Below are 18,520 nucleotides of genomic sequence, written 5' to 3'. Positions count from 1 at the left end.
ACTTTAGGGGAGCATATCGATCTCTCTTTATTTCAGCTATTGAAAAAATATATAGCAGTGTCTGTGTATCTGAAGTTCAACAGTGGTACATGAGTATTTGCTGGATTAAGAAAACGAGTAGGTAACTCCTGCTCGTTTTTTTATGTATACGTGTTGTGAGACTTAGGGTACTTCGGCTTTTCGTTGTACTTTTGGCATAAAATTGATACTATGAATGTAGTATGATAGAAAAGGGGTTGGCGTATCTTTGCTTCAAAAAAATAGTAAACTTGGTCTGACAATTGATGAAATTACAGTTGGCGAAAAGATCCATATCACTGAAAAGATTGAGGATAGGGATCTGTTGTTGTATTTGGGGCTCACGAATGATAGTAATCCACTATACATTCAACATGATTATGCGGCGATGACACCTTTTGAAAAACCGATTGTCCCGACCATCATGTTAAATGGTATTATTACATCAGCTGTGTCAAAGTATATTCCTGGACCAGGTGCACGAATTATTGAGCAACATTTAAAATATTTAGGTCCTCTCTATCATTATGAATTGTTTGATACGCTTTTAGAGGTAACAGCAGTTAATAAATACGAAAATACGATTACTGTGTCTGTTCACTCTTATAATGAGCAAAAGCAGCTTGTGATTGAAGGTATGTTGTTGGTGACACCACCACTTGCATTATAGACGTCTTGAGATTTGAAATGGGGGTTTCAAATCACTAACGGAGGCATTATATTATGACAAAAACGATATTAGTTATTGAAGATGAATTTTCAATCGCAACATTATTGAAATATAATTTAGAACAGGCTGGCTATTTAGTGGAAACAGCTGCGGATGGACAAGAAGGTCTGGAAAAAGCAATTGACATACAGCCTAATTTAATCCTGTTAGATTTGATGCTACCAAAACTAGATGGTATGGAAGTATGCAAACAAATACGTCAGCAGCGTATGAATACGCCCATTATTATGTTAACAGCAAAAGATGATGAATTTGATAAAGTACTTGGTCTAGAATTAGGTGCAGATGATTATATGACTAAACCCTTTAGTCCGCGGGAAGTATTAGCACGAGTTAAGGCTGTTTTAAGACGTTTTACACAAAATGTTGTATCAGATGAGAAAGATGAGCCTCAAGAGAAAATGTTTGAGTTTGGGCAATTGCGTGTATTTCCAGAGCGCTTTGAAGTCTTTTTACAAGATGAAGCATTGGAGTTTACACCAAAGGAATTTGAATTACTCATTTACTTACTAGAAAATAAAAATCGTGTATTAACACGTGATCAGCTATTAAGCGCTGTATGGAAATACGATTTTGCTGGCGATACTCGAATTGTGGATGTTCATATTAGCCACCTTCGCGATAAAATAGAGGAAAATAGTCGTAAGCCAATGTTTATTAAAACAATTAGAGGGCTGGGCTATAAATTTGAGGAGCCGAAAACGTCATGAAATCAATGAGCAACCGCTTATTTTTGACATTCATGTTTTTACTTGGAACGATACTAGCTGTCCTAATGATTGTTATAGGTCAGCTTTTTCCTGTTTATATTAAGCAACACAATGAGGAAGCAAATACTCATAAACAAGCATTAATGACTCAAATAATAGATGAACGCAAGATTCAACTTTCACAGGAAGATCAAGAAGCATTAATTGCATCACTGAGCTTGGATCAAGAGGATTCTTTGACCTTTGTGCGGGCGAGGCTCTATATCATATTGGCGATTCTCTTCACTATCACACTGATTTTAATCGGAATTGTCAGTCGCTATATGATTCGAAATTTTACAGCACCAATCGATAATGTTACGGAAACGGCTCTTGAACTTGCAAAGGGGAACTATCGTGCACGTGCACAGGAAAATGAATATGAACGCATGATACCATTAAGTCATTCGATTAATATTTTAGCTCGTAATTTACAGGATATTACGACTGTCCGTGAAGTAGAAGAAGAGAGGCTGAAAACGTTAATCGAAAATATGGGCAGCTCTCTCATGATGATTGGGCGTGAAGGCAATATTTCAATCGTAAATCGCGTTTTTTTAGAGCGATTTGGTATGCAGATTGATGAAGTTCAGGGAAAGGTCTTCCGGACAATTGGTTTACCCAAATCATTAGAGCAGTTTATCGATCACGTATTTCTTACAGAGATGCCTTATCGACAGCAGATTAAAATGGAGATAAAGCAGGAGCTATATAATAAAGAAGTATATGGAGCACCTGTAATAGGGGACCATGGACGATGGCTAGGCGTTGTTATCGTTATGCATGATATAACGGAGCTTGTCCGTTTAGAGCAAATTCGCAAAGACTTTGTTGCCAATGTATCTCATGAATTGCGAACGCCGATTACCTCTATTAAAGGTTTTTCCGAAACTTTATTGGATGGAGCCTATAAAGACGAAAAAATGTTAATATCTTTCTTAGAAATTATTTATAAAGAAAGTAATCGTCTTCAAATGCTCATTCAGGATTTATTAGAGCTTTCTAAGATTGAGCAGCATGGCTTCACGGTTAACATTATGCCAATGGGCTTGCAGGATGTGCTGATTCGTGGAGCAGAGCTAACAGCGCCACGCTTAGATGAAAAAAATATGAGCTTTCAAGTGGATATTGACGGTGACGTACAAGTAATGGGAGATGCCAATCGTATTATTCAAATAGTGACGAATTTAATTACCAATGCGATCACCTATTCCCCAGAAAATACAACAGTGTCTATTCGTTTAAAGGAAAATGAAACATATGGCATTATTGAAATTGAAGATCAAGGAATCGGCATTGAAAAGCATGAAATTGCCCGCGTGTTTGAGCGCTTTTATCGTGTTGATCGCGCGAGAAGCAGAAATTCAGGCGGCACAGGTCTAGGCTTAGCGATTGTAAAGCATCTTGTTGAGGCCCATCATGGACGTATTCAAGTAGAAAGTGAAGTTGGAGTAGGGACAACAATGATTGTGATGATTCCGAAAAATTAACAAATCCTTTACATGAACAAAATGTTACATTCATATTTGGGGACTATACTTGTCAGTAGAAACCCCCTTATATGATTGTTAAGACTATAACCTAAAAAATCACTCACCATCTTTGTGTTGGGGGATTTTTTAATAACTGCTTTATTTTTCACTACAGGAGAATCTATTGTCTAATGATTAGGCACTAGATTCTTTTTTCTGTTTTACAGAGAGGGTAAATAGGTGTAAAGTATAGTAGCATAAAAGTTTAACATCAATCCATTGTAGATTGTTTGTCAAATTACAGCTTGTACAGTCAGTGAAAGCATAACTTCTTTTCATTTGAATCGTGTTTTCTGACTGTTGAAGCAGAGAAAAAAATGAGAGAAGGATGACCATGAAAATCGTCAAAAGTATCGTGCAAATTGGCTTTCTTTATTTCCTTTTATTGATTGGAAATAGTATTGCACGCCTACTTCACTTGCCGATTCCAGGGAGCATAATAGGACTCGTTCTATTATTTTTACTTTTACAGTTTCATATTATCAAGCTTGAATGGATTGAGCTAGGGGCAGCATTATTACTAAGTGAACTTTTACTCTTCTTCATCCCATCTGCTATTGGTGTCATCGATTATGATGCATTATTCGGTGTCCAAGGCATGAAGGTTGTATTGGTCATTGTTGGAAGCGCGATTATTGTGATGTTTGTAACGGGCTATACGGCACAATGGCTAGAACATCGAAAGAAGGGTGATACGGTATGAGTTTTGGGATAGCCGGTATTAGCTTACTTGGAACAATTATTATTTTTTATATTTGTAAAATGATTTATAAGAAATATAAAAAAGAATGGCTGACACCGATGCTGGTGACGCCAATTGTCATTATTATCTTATTATTACTAACAGGTATACCATATAAATCTTATAATGCAGGAGCCAGTGTTTTAACAAATTTACTAGGACCAGCAACAGTTGCTTTTGCGGTTCCTATCTATAAAAACATCAATTTATTAAAAAAACATGCCTTCGAAATATTTATAAGTATTGCGGTTGGTTCAACAGTTGCTATTATTTCATCTTTTATTATGGCCATAGTAGTAGGGTTAAACAATGAGCTTGTGCATAGTTTAGTGCCACGTTCAGTGACAACACCTATTGCAATGGACATTTCAAATATGATTGGGGGCTCCCCTACTCTAACAGCTGTCTTTGTTATGACGACAGGCATTTTAGGAAGCCTATTAGCACCTATCGTTATTAAAATATGTCGATTCCACAACCCATCGTCTAGAGGCTTAATGTTAGGAATGGGCGCACATGGGGCAGGTACATCAAGAGCTTTTGAATTTGGTGAACTAGAAGGAACATTTGCCAGTTTAGCAATGATTGTGGCTGCTTTAATTAGCATTGTATTAACCACAACCATTTTCCCAGTCTTTGAACATCTAGTTATTAATATCCTGTTACCATAAAAGGTAGCAGGATTTTTTTATGCTAAATTCACTATATTTTGAAACTTTTTATAAGACTTTCCCGTAAACATAAGTAAATAATAAAAGGGAGGAATAGACATGAGTGTGAAAAGGACACTAATGATGGTTGGACTTGGGATTTTTGGAGTTATTGCACTTATTACCGTATTTACATCTTGGTACACTGTAGATGAATCAGAACAAGCGGTTGTCATTACATTTGGTCGTGCCGATGAAATGGTTACAAACCCAGGACTACATTTTAAATTACCTTGGCCAGTTCAATCAGTTGAAATTTTATCGAAAGAAACGTTCAGTTTACAGTTTGGCTATAAGCAAAATAAGGCAGGAGAGCTAGAGGCCTATGATGCTGAGACAAAGATGATTACAGGCGATGAATATATTGTATTAACTGACCTTGTTGTACAATGGAAAATTACTGATCCTCGTAAATTTTTATTTAACGCGCAAAGCCCCGAAGAAATTTTACATAGCGCCACATCAAGCGCCATTCGTTCAATTATTGGTAGCTCTACAATTGATGCAGCATTAACAGATGGGAAGGCTGAAATTGAAGCAAAAACACGCGATTTACTAGTGTCCTTAATCGAAAAATATGATATTGGTATTGGCGTATTAGGTGTGAAGTTGCAAGATGTTGAATTACCGAACAAGGAAGTGCGAGCTGCCTTTACAGCAGTAACAGATGCACGTGAAACAAAGAATACAAAAACGAATGAGGCACAAAAGTATATGAATCAGCGTAAAAGTGAAGCTGAGGGTGAAAAAGATGCTATTATTTCCAAGGCACAAGGTGCAAAAACAGCCCGTATTGAGCAAGCTCAAGGTGATGTAGCTGTCTTTAATAAGATGTATGAGCAATATAAGGGGAATCAACAAATTACACGAGAACGATTAATTTTAGAGACACTTGAAAATGTTTTACCGAAGGCGCAAATATATATTATGAATGATGATGGTAGTACAATGAAGTACTTACCGCTACAGCCATTACAGCCTCAGCAGCCACAAACAGATAAAAAAGAAGGGAGTGGGAATTAATGGACCAAAAAAATAAGGACCTTGACAAATTCCTCAATTTTTTATCAGGAAAAAGTAAAAAAAAGGCTCCAACAGACGGTAACTCGGGAGACAATGTCGTGAAAATGGAGAAAAAAGGCACGCTCAATCCTAAAAAATATCTGTCTCTTGCCATTACATTAACAATTGTCTTTGCGGCAGCCCTTACTATCTTTGCTAATGTTTATATTGTAAAGGAATCTGAGTATGCCGTTGTTCGCCAGTTTGGAGAGGTAGTAAAATTTGAACGAGATCCAGGCTTAAAAATGAAAATTCCTTTTATTCAAAGTGTTACACGATTACCAAAAAATCAGATGACCTATAATATTTCAGAAGAAGAAATTAATACAAAGGATAAGAAACGAATTATCATCGATAACTATGCTGTTTGGCGTATTACGGATCCAAAAGCTTTAATATCGAATGCAGGTACACTTAGTAAGGCAGAGACTCGAATGGAGGAGTTTATTTACTCAGTAATTAGAACAGAGCTAGGGCAACTACGATACGATGAAATTATTAATGATGAAAATTCCTCACGAGGAAGCATCAACGATCGTGTAACAGAGCGAGTTAATGAATTGTTACAAAACGACAAATATGGCGTAGAAGTAGTGGATGTACGTATTCGTCGTACAGACTTACCCGCTGAAAATGAACAATCTGTATTTACCCGTATGATTTCAGAGCGTGAATCAACTGCTCAATTATATCTTTCTGAGGGGGATGCAGATAAACGACGTATCGAAGCGCAAACTGATCAACAGGTGCAGGCAATGTTAGCTACAGCGAATAAGGAGGCATCCATTATTCAAGCTGAGGGAGAAGCAGAAGCTGCAAAAATATACAATAAATCATTTTCTCAAGATCCTGAATTTTACTCCCTATACCGCACGCTAGAATCCTATAAGAAAACGGTTGGAGAGGATACGGTCATTATTTTGCCAGCGTCATCACCTTATGCGAAAATTTTATCTGGTTATTTAAAATAATAGATAGTAAAGTCGTCTCTCCTATTAGGAGGGCGACTTTTTTTAAATATGAAAATTATAAGTATCCATACAATTGGATTGTTATATTGTGAAAATAATAGAAACTTACAAATTTCTATTCCCCAACCGCCTATAATTTGATAGAATAATAATGTTTAAAAAAGAACTGTTGGGGGTAATAGTTGTGAAATTAAGAATTAGCACATGGCTCCAAAATGTAGGAATTGCTTGTAGTATAGCGTCGTTATTGACTCTTTTTTTCCGCCTATCTGATTTTGCATGGATGACAAAGAGTGTTTATCATATACCTGTATTTTTTGTCAGTATCTTTTTAGTGAGTATTATTATTGCGAATGATGTAAGAAATCTGTTTAAAAAGTTGTTTTGGTATGAAAAACGGAAGGTCAAGCGTCCTATATGGCAAGTCGGTATTGGCTTTATTTTCTTTTTAGCACAAATTAGTGCTGTGATGGTATTTAGTAAAGAGTTAACACAGCCACAGCTGGGTGGAATGCCATTATTTTTAGTATTTGCCTTTATGAATGCATTTATCTTAACGATTATATATGAAGAAATTTTTTATCGAACAGCTAATCAATAAATCCATTATAGAACTTTCATTCACAGGAGTTTTCTCCACGAATGAAAGTTTTTTACGTTTTTTGCATTGAATACGTAGAATCATCTACCCTGTTAATATGGAAATAATTAACTTTCTTTACTGTTCAGAGAAGGTCGATAACTGAACGCATTCTATTTTGTATGATCAGTAAAATTTCACGGATTGGCTTGTCGCTATAGATTGAAATACAGAAGTAATGGATAGGATTTTAAAAGTGACGGGTAAAACCAAGAGAATGACGGATAGCGACTCGAAAGTAGCGAATATCCAAGGGGATGACCGTCTGCTTTTTTTTACTTGAAATGTATTGTTATGATAAAGTAGAAGGAAGTAGAAGACAACGCAGGAGGATCATATTATGACAAAAGAAAAATTACTATTATTGGACGGTAATAGTTTAGCATATCGCGCGTTTTTTGCGTTGCCATTGTTGACGAATGATAGTGGTATTCATACAAATGCTGTATACGGCTTTACAACAATGCTACAAAGAATATTAGAGGAAGAACAACCAACGAAAATTTTAGTGGCTTTTGATGCAGGAAAAACAACTTTCCGTCATGAAACTTTTACAGAATATAAAGGTGGACGACAAAAGACTCCACCAGAATTATCGGAGCAATTCCCTTATATACGAAAGCTAATTGATGCTTATGGAATAAAACAATACGAGCAAGATTTATATGAAGCGGATGATATTATCGGGACGCTGGCGAAAGAAGCTTCATCACAGGATATGGATGTGATTATCGTTTCTGGTGACCGTGATTTAACACAGCTTGCGACGGAGCAAGTAACAGTTTATATAACGAAAAAGGGGATTACAGAAATTGAGAGAAATACTCCGGCCTTTATTGCAGAAAAGTACGGTTTAACGCCGCTACAGATTATTGATATGAAAGGCTTAATGGGTGATTCTTCAGATAATATTCCTGGTGTGCCAGGTGTTGGTGAAAAGACTGCCGTCAAACTATTAAAAGAGCATGGCTCCGTTGAGGCACTTTATGAGGCGATGGATACATTGAAAGCTTCTAAAATGAAAGAAAAGCTGGTAGCCAATGAAGAGCAGGCTATTATGAGTAAGAAACTGGCAACGATTTATACAGATGCACCAATTACCATTTCACTAACTGATCTCGCTTACAACGGACCAAATGAAGAAGAATTAATGAATGTATGGCGTGAGCTGGGCTTTAAATCACTGCTCGAGAAAAGTGATTTTACTGTGCAAGAGCAAGAGCAAACACCTTTTGATTTTGAACAAGTTCAAGAAGTACGCCAAGAAGACTTACAAGATGTGATGGCTGTGCATGTGGAGCTAGAGAATGAACATTACCACACTTGTGCGCTACTAGGGATGGCATTATCTGATGGAACAAAGACTCAATACATTCCTTTTGAGATTGCGGCAAAATCAGATATACTACGTCGCTGGTTAGAGGATTCATCAAAAATAAAATATATGTCTGATTCCAAAGCGTCTAAAGCGGCATTAAAACGAGCAGGTATTCAATTAGCTGGCGTTGATTTTGATTTAGTGCTTGCTTCGTATATTAATAATCCCGGACTTAGTGGAGATGATGTTGCCACTCTTGCAAGAGAGCTTGGGTATTATGATGTACAAGCAGATGAAACGGTCTATGGAAAGGGAGCTAAACGTGCTGTACCTGAAATAGATAAGCTTGCTCAGCATGTTAGCCGAAAAGCCTATGCTGTATGGTCATTACAGCCGAAGCTAGAGGCATTATTAAAAGAAAATGAACAATTTGACCTTTATAAAGAGTTGGAATTGCCTCTGGCAGCCATTTTAGGTGAGATGGAAAGTGAAGGCATTACTGTTAACCGTGCCACGCTAGAAAAAATGGGACAAGAGCTTAACGATAAGCTTGTCGTACTTGAACAAGAAATTTATGCGGAGGCAGGAGAAACCTTCAATATTAATTCACCAAAACAATTAGGTGTTATTTTATTCGATAAATTGGGCTTACCTGTTATTAAAAAAACGAAGACGGGCTATTCGACGGCTGCTGATGTATTAGAAAAATTAAAATCAGAGCATGCAATTATTGAATATATTCTGTTATATCGTCAGCTTGGTAAATTACAATCTACTTATATTGAAGGGTTGCTAAAGGAAATACATGAAAAGGATAGCAAGGTGCATACTCGTTTCCAACAAGCTCTAACCGCTACAGGACGACTAAGCTCGACAGATCCAAATTTACAAAACATCCCTATCCGTTTAGAGGAGGGACGTAAAATCCGTCAAGCATTTGTCCCTTCAAAAGAGGATTGGATCCTGTTTTCTGCGGATTATTCGCAAATCGAATTACGTGTACTCGCTCATATGTCGGAAGATAAAAACCTTGTAGAGGCCTTCCGTGAAGGGATGGATGTTCATACACGAACAGCGATGGATGTATTCCATGTATCCGAAGAAGAAGTTGATAGTAATATGCGTCGTGCAGCAAAGGCTGTGAACTTTGGGATTGTTTATGGGATCAGTGATTATGGTCTATCACAAAATCTAGATATTACCCGTAAGGAAGCGGCAACTTTTATTGAGAAATATTTCGCTAGTTTCCCAGGCGTCAAACAGTATATGGATGATATTGTGCAAAATGCGAAGTTCAATGGCTATGTCACAACGATTTTAAATAGACGTCGGTATTTACCAGATATCACAAGCTCGAACTTTAATTTAAGAAGTTTTGCTGAGCGTACGGCTATGAATACCCCGATTCAGGGAAGTGCTGCGGATATTATTAAAAAAGCAATGATTGATATGGATGCTCGACTAAAAAAGGAAAATATGCAGGCAAAGCTACTCTTACAAGTGCATGATGAATTAATCTTTGAAGCACCTAAGGAAGAGATTGCGATGTTAGAAAAAATTGTACCAGAGGTAATGGAAAATGCGATTGAGCTTTCCGTACCGCTAAAAGTAGATTTTAACCATGGTTCGACATGGTATGAAGCAAAATAAGGAGGGGTTCAAATGCCTGAGTTACCAGAGGTAGAAGGTGTCGTCCAGGCATTGAAGCCAAAGGTTGAAGGACGTACAATTCAACATGTTCAGCTATCTGAAAGGGTACACTTTTCTTTTAGTGAGGGGAAACAATGTATTGTTAAACAAGCGGAGCCTGATGCATTTGAATTAACATTGTCTGAAATGACGATTACAAAAATTGAACGACGTGCGAAATATATTTTCTTTCATTTATTGAAAGATGAGGTTCCTTATGTTCTTGTTAGTCACTTAGGAATGACAGGTGCATGGTTTGTTGTAAATTCACCAGAAGACATCAATGAAGCCAAATTCCAAAAGCATATACATGCAACATTTAAGATGGCTGATGGTGGTTACTTAATTTATTCAGATATACGACGTTTTGGTGAACTACGATTTTTGGCAAAAATTGAAGATCATATACCATTAACAAAAATGGCACCAGAGCCCTTTGATGAATTAGCGTGTGAATTTTTTATAACAAAATCTACATTACCGAAATATGCGAATAAGGCCGTAAAAGAAGTGATTATGGATGGTCAAGTCATTTCGGGTTGTGGCAATATTTATGCAACGGAGGCGCTATTCGCTCAGAAAATTCATCCTGCACGAAAAATGAACCGCATAAGTGAGAAGCGCAAACGAGCATTATTTGAGGAGATCGTTGCTGTTTTACGTCAAAGTATAGAAGCAGGTGGTTCAACTATCTCTGATTATCGAAATATTAATGGGGAAGCTGGGAGCATGCAGAATCGTTTGAAAATGTATGGGAAAAAAATATGCCCCGCCTGTGAAACAGCAACAAGTCAAATGACGATTGGTGGGCGGACGTCGTCTTTTTGCCCAAATTGTCAACATTAAAGGGGATTTAACAATGATTATCGGACTTACAGGAAGTATTGCAAGCGGAAAAAGTACAGTAGCAAAAATGATGCTCGAACTAGGATTACCGATTGTGGATGCAGACATTGTAGCGCGAGATGTTGTCGAACCAGGAACGGAGACATTGGCATTTATTGCAGAAAACTTCGGCCAAGATATTTTACTAGAGGATGGCAATTTGAATCGGACAATGCTTGGAAATATTATTTTTCATGAGCCAGCCAAACGAAAAATTTTAAATGATATTATGCATCCGGCCATTAGAAAGGAAATGCTACGTCAACGGGATGCCTATTTAGAGGGCGGTCATGAACATGTTGTCATGGATATTCCCCTGTTATTTGAAAGTAAGCTTCAGCATTTTGTAGAGCGTATCATTGTAGTGTCGGTAAGTGAAGAGGTTCAGCTTCGACGTTTAATGGAACGCAATCATTTAACAAAAGAGGATGCCTTGGCGCGCATGCATTCACAGTTGCCTATGTCTGTGAAAGAAAAGGGAGCTCATGCAGTCATTTATAATAATGAGAATCTGGAAAATACAGAGGAACAATTAAAGAAAATTCTAGCTTTCTGGGGTGTAATTTAAATGGCTTCAGACTAAAAATGTGTAGCAAGTACATCTTGCTACACATTTTTTTATGGGTGAATGCCATAATAAGAGATAATTTTTCAGAAAATAAGAACTTTAATAATATGAGTATATAATGTTCATCTTTTTTAAAATTGTGTTATACTAATCACCATAAAGTATATAATTAATCTGAGTATGTACTCACAGGAGGATTTTTAAATGACAGTATCAATTGCTATTAATGGTTTCGGACGTATCGGACGTATGGTTTTCCGCCAAGCGATCGTACAAGAAAATTTAAATATTGTTGCTATTAACGCTAGCTATCCAGCAGAAACGTTAGCACATTTGATTAAGTATGACACAAATCACGGAACATTTGAAGGTACAGTAGAACCAGCAGGCGATGCTTTAGTTGTAAATGGCAAACGAGTTCAAATTATTAGCGAACGCGACCCATTAAAATTACCTTGGGCTACAATGGGTGTTGATATCGTTATAGAAGCTACAGGTAAATTTAATGAACGTGACAAAGCAGCAATGCACTTAGAGGCTGGCGCGAAAAAAGTTATCTTAACAGCACCTGGTAAAAACGAAGATGTAACAATTGTTTTAGGTGTTAATGATGACAAACTTGATATTGCTAAACATGATGTAATTTCAAACGCTTCTTGTACAACAAACTGCTTAGCACCAGTAGCAAAAGTATTAAATGATACATTTGGTATTGAAAATGGTTTGATGACAACTGTTCATGCTTATACAAACGATCAAAAGAACTTAGATAATCCACATAAAGATTTACGTCGTGCACGTGGGTGCGCACAATCAATTATTCCTACATCTACAGGTGCTGCCAAAGCATTAAAATTAGTTCTACCTGAATTAGAAGGTAAAATTCATGGTATGGCACTTCGCGTTCCAACACCAAATGTTTCTTTAGTGGACCTTGTAGTAGATTTAAATACAGATGTAACAGTTGATGCTGTTAATGCAGCTTTTGTAAAAGCTGCAACAGAAGGTCCAATGAAAGGTATTTTAAATTTCTCAGTTGAACCACTAGTATCTTCTGATTACAACACAACGACTTACTCATCAACAGTTGATGGGCTTTCCACAATGGTATTAGGTAACCGTAAAGTGAAAGTACTTGCTTGGTATGACAATGAATGGGGTTACTCTGCGCGTGTTGTGGACCTAGTGAAAAAAGTAGCTAATGCATTAGAAACAGTTAACGCATAATAATATTTTTATCTTGAGCACATTGAAATCTAACGGGTTTCAATGTGCTTTTTTAAAAAAACTTTCCTTGTACTTTAAGTGCTTTAGGTTTATCATGAGCTCACTACGGGAATGCACTTTTCTTATATGTAGGAAATTTGTTATAATAGAAATATTAAATTGTTGTAAACCAGGAGAGTAATTATATGAGATGTCCATCTTGCCAATTTAACGGAACGCGTGTTGTGGATTCGAGGCCAGTAGATGATAACAAAGAAATTCGTAGACGTCGTGAATGTGAGTCATGTGGCTTCCGTTTTACAACGTTTGAAAAAATTGAAGAGACCCCATTAGTTGTAGTGAAAAAGGAAGGTTCACGAGAGGAATTTAGCCGTGAAAAGGTACTTCGTGGCCTTATTCGTGCCTGTGAGAAACGCCCAGTTGCGCTTGATATACTGGAGCAACTTGTCCTATCAATTGAAAAAGATCTTCGTCGTATTGGAAATTCGGAGGTACGCTCAGAAGATGTCGGTGAATTGGTCATGGATCGCTTAGCCAAAATTGATGAGGTGGCGTATGTCCGTTTTGCATCGGTCTACCGACAGTTTAAAGATATCAATGTCTTTATCGAGGAGATTAAAGATATTATTCAACGTCAAACGGAGCAGAAATCATAGAAAATAGAGAGGATGAATGACGTTGATTCATTTATATAAGGAATTGCAGCCTGGCGATCCTTTTGACATTCGTCTACCTCATGCATTTTCTACTCAAGAGCGTCAATTAGTAACATTATTCTATCAACCGTTAACGGGCTCAGACCCCATCAGCCTATACTTAACTTTATGGGCTGAAGCAGAGCAGATACCAAAGCAGCAAATGACACATTATTATTTAATGAATGTGCTTGGTCTGCCCATTGGTAAAGTGTTTGAGGCACGAATAGCCCTTGAAGCGATTGGTTTACTACGTACATGGAAAAAAGAAAATGCTGGTGAGCGGAGTTTTTTATATGAGCTACAGCGTCCATTAGATGCAGAAAGCTTTATGAAAGACCCGTTGTTGTCGATGTTTTTATTTAGCAAAATTGGAGAGCAGGCATATCGTAATTTGCGTCAACGTTTTATATCCCCTGTAAGGGACGCGGAGTTAAAGGATGTATCTCGTGCCTTTATAGATGTCTATAAGCCCGTTCATTCCAATATTCCATCAGATTTACAAGTGGATACGAATCGTAAGGATAAACAACAAAGGGTGTATCCTTTTTATTTGGAGCAATTTGACTTCGATTTGTTACAAGCAGGGTTATCCGAGCAATTGGTACCGTCTAGTTTACTGACATTAGAAGTTCGTGAGGCTATCGCAAAGCTAGCATTTTTATATCATTTAACAGCGCTCGATATGCAAAAAGTGGTGATTCTTGCTTTAGACGATGATTTAGGAATTTCTCAAGAGCGCTTACGCAAGGCAGCTGCTGATTTCTATAAGTTAACTGTGTCAAAAGAGCCGCCAAAAATAGCGAGAGTTAGCGAACAGTTGCCATTAGAAGAAACGGGACAAAAAACGAAGGATCAGGAGCTACAACACTATTTAGAGACTACAGCTCCTATTCAAGTGTTACGTGACATTAATAATGGAAAAGAACCTTTGCAAACCTCTGTACAACTTGCGGAAAGCTTGATTGTACAGCATGGCATGCCGGTTGGGGTAGTCAATGCTTTGCTAGAGTATGTTATGTTAACAACGGATATGAAGTTACCTAAAAAATATGTGGAAACGATTGCGGATCATTGGGTTCGTAAAAATATTCAAACCGCTAAAGAAGCAATGGAACTTGCACGCCAAGAGCATGATAAATATACAACTTGGAAAAATAAACCTCAAACGACCACTAAAACGAGTCAGCGTGTTAAGGGACGTTCAGGACATCAACGAGAAGAAAAAGTCCCTGAGTGGTTTTATAAACGTGATGAGAAACAAGAGGAAAGTACTTCTAGCACGATAGATTTTGAAAAAGAACGTCAAAAAATATTAGAAATGCTAGGGAAAAGTGAATAGTAAAGAAGGTGAACAACAATCGAACCAATAAATGGACCATTAAAACGAGCTATTAATGTACCCTCGTTTCAAGAACGCTATGAAGCTATGCGACGTGAAATTTTAGATAATCCCCGAGTACAGGAATTTCTTGCACGTCATGCAGATGAATTAAGCTATGATAATATCGAACGAAATTTACCTAAGCTGCATGAATTTATTAGTCAATCTACGGAATGTTGTGGTTGTGATAACACAGAACATTGTACAAACTATTTAAAAGGCTTCCTCCCTACTCTAAGGGTAGTTCGGAATACAGTTGAAATTGATTATGTACGCTGTGAGCAAAAGATCAGGGAAGAAGAGCGTCGGGATGTCGCGAATATGATTGCAAGTATGCATATGCCAAAAGATGTGCTTCAAGCAACTATTCAAGATTTAAGTATCGATGATGAGTCTCGGGTGATGATTGCCCAAAAAGCAGCACAATTTGTAAAAGCGACAAAAGAATCAGGTCATTTACCATCAAAGGGTTTTTACTTATACGGTAAATTCGGCGTGGGGAAGTCTTTTGTGCTTGGTGCAATCGCCAATGAGCTAGCGTCTATTAAAATACGTTCAGTGGTTGTCTTCGTGCCAGAATTTTTACGGGAAATGAAAAATGCTATTGGCGATAATACATTGAATGAAAAAATAGATTATATTAAAAAGGCACCTGTTTTAATGCTCGATGATTTAGGTGCAGAAACAATGACCGCCTGGACACGGGATGAAATTTTAGGGACTATTTTCCATTATCGTATGGCGGAACAATTGCCAACGTTTATTACATCAAATTTTAATTATGGAGAATTAGAGCACCATTTAGCTCAATCACAAAAAGGTGATATTGAGGTTGTTAAGGCAGGCCGTATAATGGAGCGTATTAAAGCCTTGACAGAGCCAATTGAAATGCGTGGCAATAACCGTAGGATGTAACATTGGTAGTTGCATTTTTCGACAATCGAGCGTATACTGACTCATATACTAAATATCAATATGCATTGATGAGGACATGAATTTTGTGTATCAGCTTCTAGAGAGGGAAGTCAACGGCTGAAAGCTTCCTAGTTTGAACGCATCATTTACTACCTGCTGAGCAGCGAAAGGGATAATCTTTCGCCGGTCCCTAGCCCGTTAGCTAGCCTTGAGCTTCGTCTGACTTGATAAGTCGGAAGGAAGAAGGGTGGAACCACGAGCATACGCTTCGTCCCTTTTGTGAGGGACGGGGCTTTTTTTATTATTTTAGATGTGGAGACTTCGCTTAGACCAATTGTGGAGAGCGCTCATATAGGCAGCTGAATCACTTTATTAGTCTACAATCAATCATTATGTATTCAACTTAACAAAGGAGTGCAAAGAATATGTCAGAAATGATTAAATTAACTTTCCCAGATGGCGCTGTAAAGGAATTTGTAAAAGGTACATCAACAGATGACGTAGCCTTATCAATTAGCCCTGGCTTACGAAAAAAAGCTTATGCAGGTAAAATTAATGGTGTATTGGTAGATTTAAAAACACCAATCGAAGAAGATGCTACAATTGCCATTATTACACAAGATGATGAAGAAGCACTTGAGATTTTACGTCACTCAACAGCTCATTTAACAGCACAGGCAATTAAACGTTTATTCCCAGATGTAAAGCTTGGTATTGGTCCTGTCATTGATGGTGGATTCTACTACGATATTGATTCTCCTACACCCATCACTGCCGAGGATTTACCAGCAATTGAAAAGGAAATGAAAAAAATTATTGCTGAAAATCTAGAGGTAGAACGTAAAAATGTAAGTCGTGCGGAAGCACAAGCAATGTATGAAGAAATTGGCGATGAATATAAATTAGAATTACTAGAGGCAATCCCTGCAGATGAGCAAGTGTCCATTTATTATCAAGGGGAATTTTTCGATCTTTGCCGTGGTATTCACGTACCATCTACTGGTAAACTTCGCGAATTCAAGCTGCTATCATTAGCAGGTGCCTATTGGAGAGGGAACTCTGATAACAAAATGCTACAACGTATTTATGGTACAGCGTTCTTCAAAAAAGAAGAATTAAAACATCACCTACAAATGCTAGAAGAAGCAAAAGAACGTGATCACCGTAAAATCGGGAAGGAATTAGAGCTATTTACAACTTCTCAAAAGGTCGGCCAAGGTTTACCACTTTGGTTACCAAATGGTGCAACAATTCGTCGTGTTATTGAGCGTTATATTGTCGATAAAGAATTATCTCTTGGATATAAGCATGTTTATACACCTGTATTAGGTTCAAAAGAGCTTTATCAAACTTCAGGTCACTGGGATCATTACCAAGATTCTATTTTCCCACCAATGGAAATGGACAATGAGACATTAATTATGCGTCCAATGAACTGTCCTCACCATATGATGGTTTACAAAAATAGCATGCATTCTTATCGTAGCTTACCATTACGTATTGCTGAGCTTGGAACAATGCACCGCTATGAAATGTCGGGAGCAGTTTCTGGCCTGCAGCGCGTACGTGGGATGACTTTAAATGATGCACATATCTTTGTTCGTCCAGACCAAATTAAAGCAGAATTCCAAAAAGTCGTGCAGTTAATCTTAGAGGTGTATAAAGATTTCGATTTAAATGATTATTCATTCCGTTTATCATATCGCGACCCTGCTGATACTGAAAAATACTTTAATGATGATGCTATGTGGGAAAAAGCACAAAGTATGTTAAAAGAAGCAATGGATGAGCTTGGCTTAGATTACTTCGAGGCTGAGGGTGAAGCAGCATTCTATGGTCCTAAACTGGATGTGCAAGTAAAAACAGCGATTGGTAAAGAAGAAACTTTATCAACAGTTCAGCTAGACTTCTTATTACCAGAACGTTTCGACCTAAGCTACGTTGGGGAGGATGGCAAACCACATCGTCCAGTCGTTATTCACCGTGGCGTTGTATCAACAATGGAGCGTTTCGTTGCCTTCTTAATTGAAGAATATAAAGGTGCATTCCCAACTTGGTTAGCTCCTGTCCAAGTAGAAGTCATTCCAGTATCGAATGAAGCACACTTCGATTATGCAAAACAAATCGAAGAGCAATTAACAGCAGCGGGCTTACGTGTGGAAATGGATGATCGTGAAGAGAAATTAGGCTATAAAATTCGTGAAGCACAAATGAAAAAGATTCCGTATATGCTTGTCATTGGTGATAAAGAAGTTGAAGCTAATGGTGTTAATGTTCGTCGCTATGGCTCAAAAGATTCCGAAACAATTAGCTTTGAGAATTTCCTAGCAGCTATAAAAGCAGAAATTACAAAATAATCTTTCTTAAAAAACCTCACTTGCATAAGTGAGGTTTTTTGTATAAAATGAATCTTGCTGTTGTATAAATTATTTAATAGTAGGTCAATCTAGAAATGATAAGAAAATTAGTATTTGACAGCTTATCATATACATGCTAATATAATTAAGGTTAATGAATACAAAGTTTGTGGTTGAAGTAGAGGCTGCCCGCTTCTCACCTGATACAACGCTTTAAAGGCTGTGAACAGGTATGACACGTTGAATTGTTTTGCGTAGACTTGCGCATGCACATATAGCGGGCGGACATCTTCAAAATGTCCGTCCTTTTTTTATGGACATGACAAGA

The 18,520-nt window shown here is 37.5% G+C and carries 16 protein-coding genes; all 16 read left to right on the top strand.

The features are described 5' to 3' along the window. The first annotated feature begins 247 nt into the window (after positions 1-247). The 16 genes from ACE1MS_RS16735 (at position 248) to thrS (ending at position 18,192) form a co-directional block, all read left to right on the top strand. A complete protein-coding gene (locus tag ACE1MS_RS16735) occupies positions 248-688 on the top strand; it encodes a MaoC/PaaZ C-terminal domain-containing protein (RefSeq protein WP_008176852.1) in 441 nt (146 codons plus the stop codon). Positions 689-741: 53 nt separating this feature from the next. Then, positions 742-1,458, top strand: coding sequence for a response regulator transcription factor (locus ACE1MS_RS16730; RefSeq protein WP_012295616.1), 717 nt, complete (start codon positions 742-744; stop codon positions 1,456-1,458). Next, positions 1,455-2,987 carry a two-component system histidine kinase PnpS gene (gene pnpS, locus ACE1MS_RS16725; protein WP_036164475.1) on the top strand — a complete coding sequence of 511 codons (1,533 nt, stop codon included), beginning with the start codon at positions 1,455-1,457 and terminating at the stop codon, positions 2,985-2,987. The genes ACE1MS_RS16730 and pnpS overlap by 4 nt, the downstream gene beginning before the upstream one ends. A 376-nt stretch (positions 2,988-3,363) precedes the next feature. Continuing rightward, positions 3,364-3,732 carry a CidA/LrgA family holin-like protein gene (locus tag ACE1MS_RS16720; RefSeq protein ID WP_036162295.1) on the top strand — a complete coding sequence of 123 codons (369 nt, stop codon included), beginning with the start codon at positions 3,364-3,366 and terminating at the stop codon, positions 3,730-3,732. Beyond that, positions 3,729-4,442 carry an LrgB family protein gene (locus tag ACE1MS_RS16715; RefSeq protein ID WP_012295613.1) on the top strand — a complete coding sequence of 238 codons (714 nt, stop codon included), beginning with the start codon at positions 3,729-3,731 and terminating at the stop codon, positions 4,440-4,442. The genes ACE1MS_RS16720 and ACE1MS_RS16715 overlap by 4 nt, the downstream gene beginning before the upstream one ends. Positions 4,443-4,541: 99 nt before the next feature. Then, the gene (gene hflK, locus ACE1MS_RS16710; protein WP_031418636.1) at positions 4,542-5,504 is read left to right on the top strand and encodes an FtsH protease activity modulator HflK; all 963 of its coding nucleotides are present in this window, start codon (positions 4,542-4,544) and stop codon (positions 5,502-5,504) included. Next, positions 5,504-6,514 carry a protease modulator HflC gene (gene hflC / locus ACE1MS_RS16705; RefSeq protein WP_012295611.1) on the top strand — a complete coding sequence of 337 codons (1,011 nt, stop codon included), beginning with the start codon at positions 5,504-5,506 and terminating at the stop codon, positions 6,512-6,514. The genes hflK and hflC overlap by 1 nt, the downstream gene beginning before the upstream one ends. A 184-nt stretch (positions 6,515-6,698) precedes the next feature. After that, positions 6,699-7,115 (top strand): hypothetical protein, encoded by a 417-nt coding sequence (locus ACE1MS_RS16700; protein ID WP_031418637.1) that lies wholly within the window; start codon positions 6,699-6,701, stop codon positions 7,113-7,115. Between the two features lie 379 nt (positions 7,116-7,494). Beyond that, the gene (polA, locus tag ACE1MS_RS16695; RefSeq protein ID WP_012295609.1) at positions 7,495-10,122 is read left to right on the top strand and encodes a DNA polymerase I; all 2,628 of its coding nucleotides are present in this window, start codon (positions 7,495-7,497) and stop codon (positions 10,120-10,122) included. A 12-nt stretch (positions 10,123-10,134) separates the two neighbouring features. After that, positions 10,135-11,007: a bifunctional DNA-formamidopyrimidine glycosylase/DNA-(apurinic or apyrimidinic site) lyase gene (gene mutM / locus ACE1MS_RS16690; protein ID WP_012295608.1), complete on the top strand. Its 873-nt coding sequence runs from the start codon at positions 10,135-10,137 to the stop codon at positions 11,005-11,007. 13 nt (positions 11,008-11,020) lie between these two features. Then, on the top strand, positions 11,021-11,614 hold the full coding sequence (coaE, locus tag ACE1MS_RS16685; protein ID WP_031418638.1) for a dephospho-CoA kinase: 594 nt from the start codon (positions 11,021-11,023) through the stop codon (positions 11,612-11,614). A 204-nt stretch (positions 11,615-11,818) separates the two neighbouring features. Continuing rightward, entirely contained in the window at positions 11,819-12,841 is a 1,023-nt protein-coding gene (locus ACE1MS_RS16680; protein ID WP_008176871.1) for a glyceraldehyde-3-phosphate dehydrogenase, read from the top strand. 185 nt (positions 12,842-13,026) lie between these two features. After that, the gene (nrdR, locus tag ACE1MS_RS16675; RefSeq protein ID WP_008176873.1) at positions 13,027-13,497 is read left to right on the top strand and encodes a transcriptional regulator NrdR; all 471 of its coding nucleotides are present in this window, start codon (positions 13,027-13,029) and stop codon (positions 13,495-13,497) included. A 16-nt stretch (positions 13,498-13,513) separates the two neighbouring features. Then, positions 13,514-14,878, top strand: coding sequence for a replication initiation and membrane attachment family protein (locus ACE1MS_RS16670; protein ID WP_036162294.1), 1,365 nt, complete (start codon positions 13,514-13,516; stop codon positions 14,876-14,878). 27 nt (positions 14,879-14,905) lie between these two features. Further along, positions 14,906-15,835, top strand: a complete 930-nt coding sequence (gene dnaI, locus ACE1MS_RS16665) for a primosomal protein DnaI (protein WP_257216206.1) — start codon at positions 14,906-14,908, stop codon at positions 15,833-15,835. 425 nt (positions 15,836-16,260) lie between these two features. Continuing rightward, positions 16,261-18,192, top strand: coding sequence for a threonine--tRNA ligase (thrS, locus tag ACE1MS_RS16660; RefSeq protein WP_036217398.1), 1,932 nt, complete (start codon positions 16,261-16,263; stop codon positions 18,190-18,192). The last annotated feature ends 328 nt before the right edge of the window (positions 18,193-18,520 follow it).

Source organism: Lysinibacillus sp. fkY74-1 (assembly GCF_053165895.1).
Note: the sequence above shows the minus strand (reverse complement) of the source record. Positions and strands in the feature narration are given on the sequence as shown.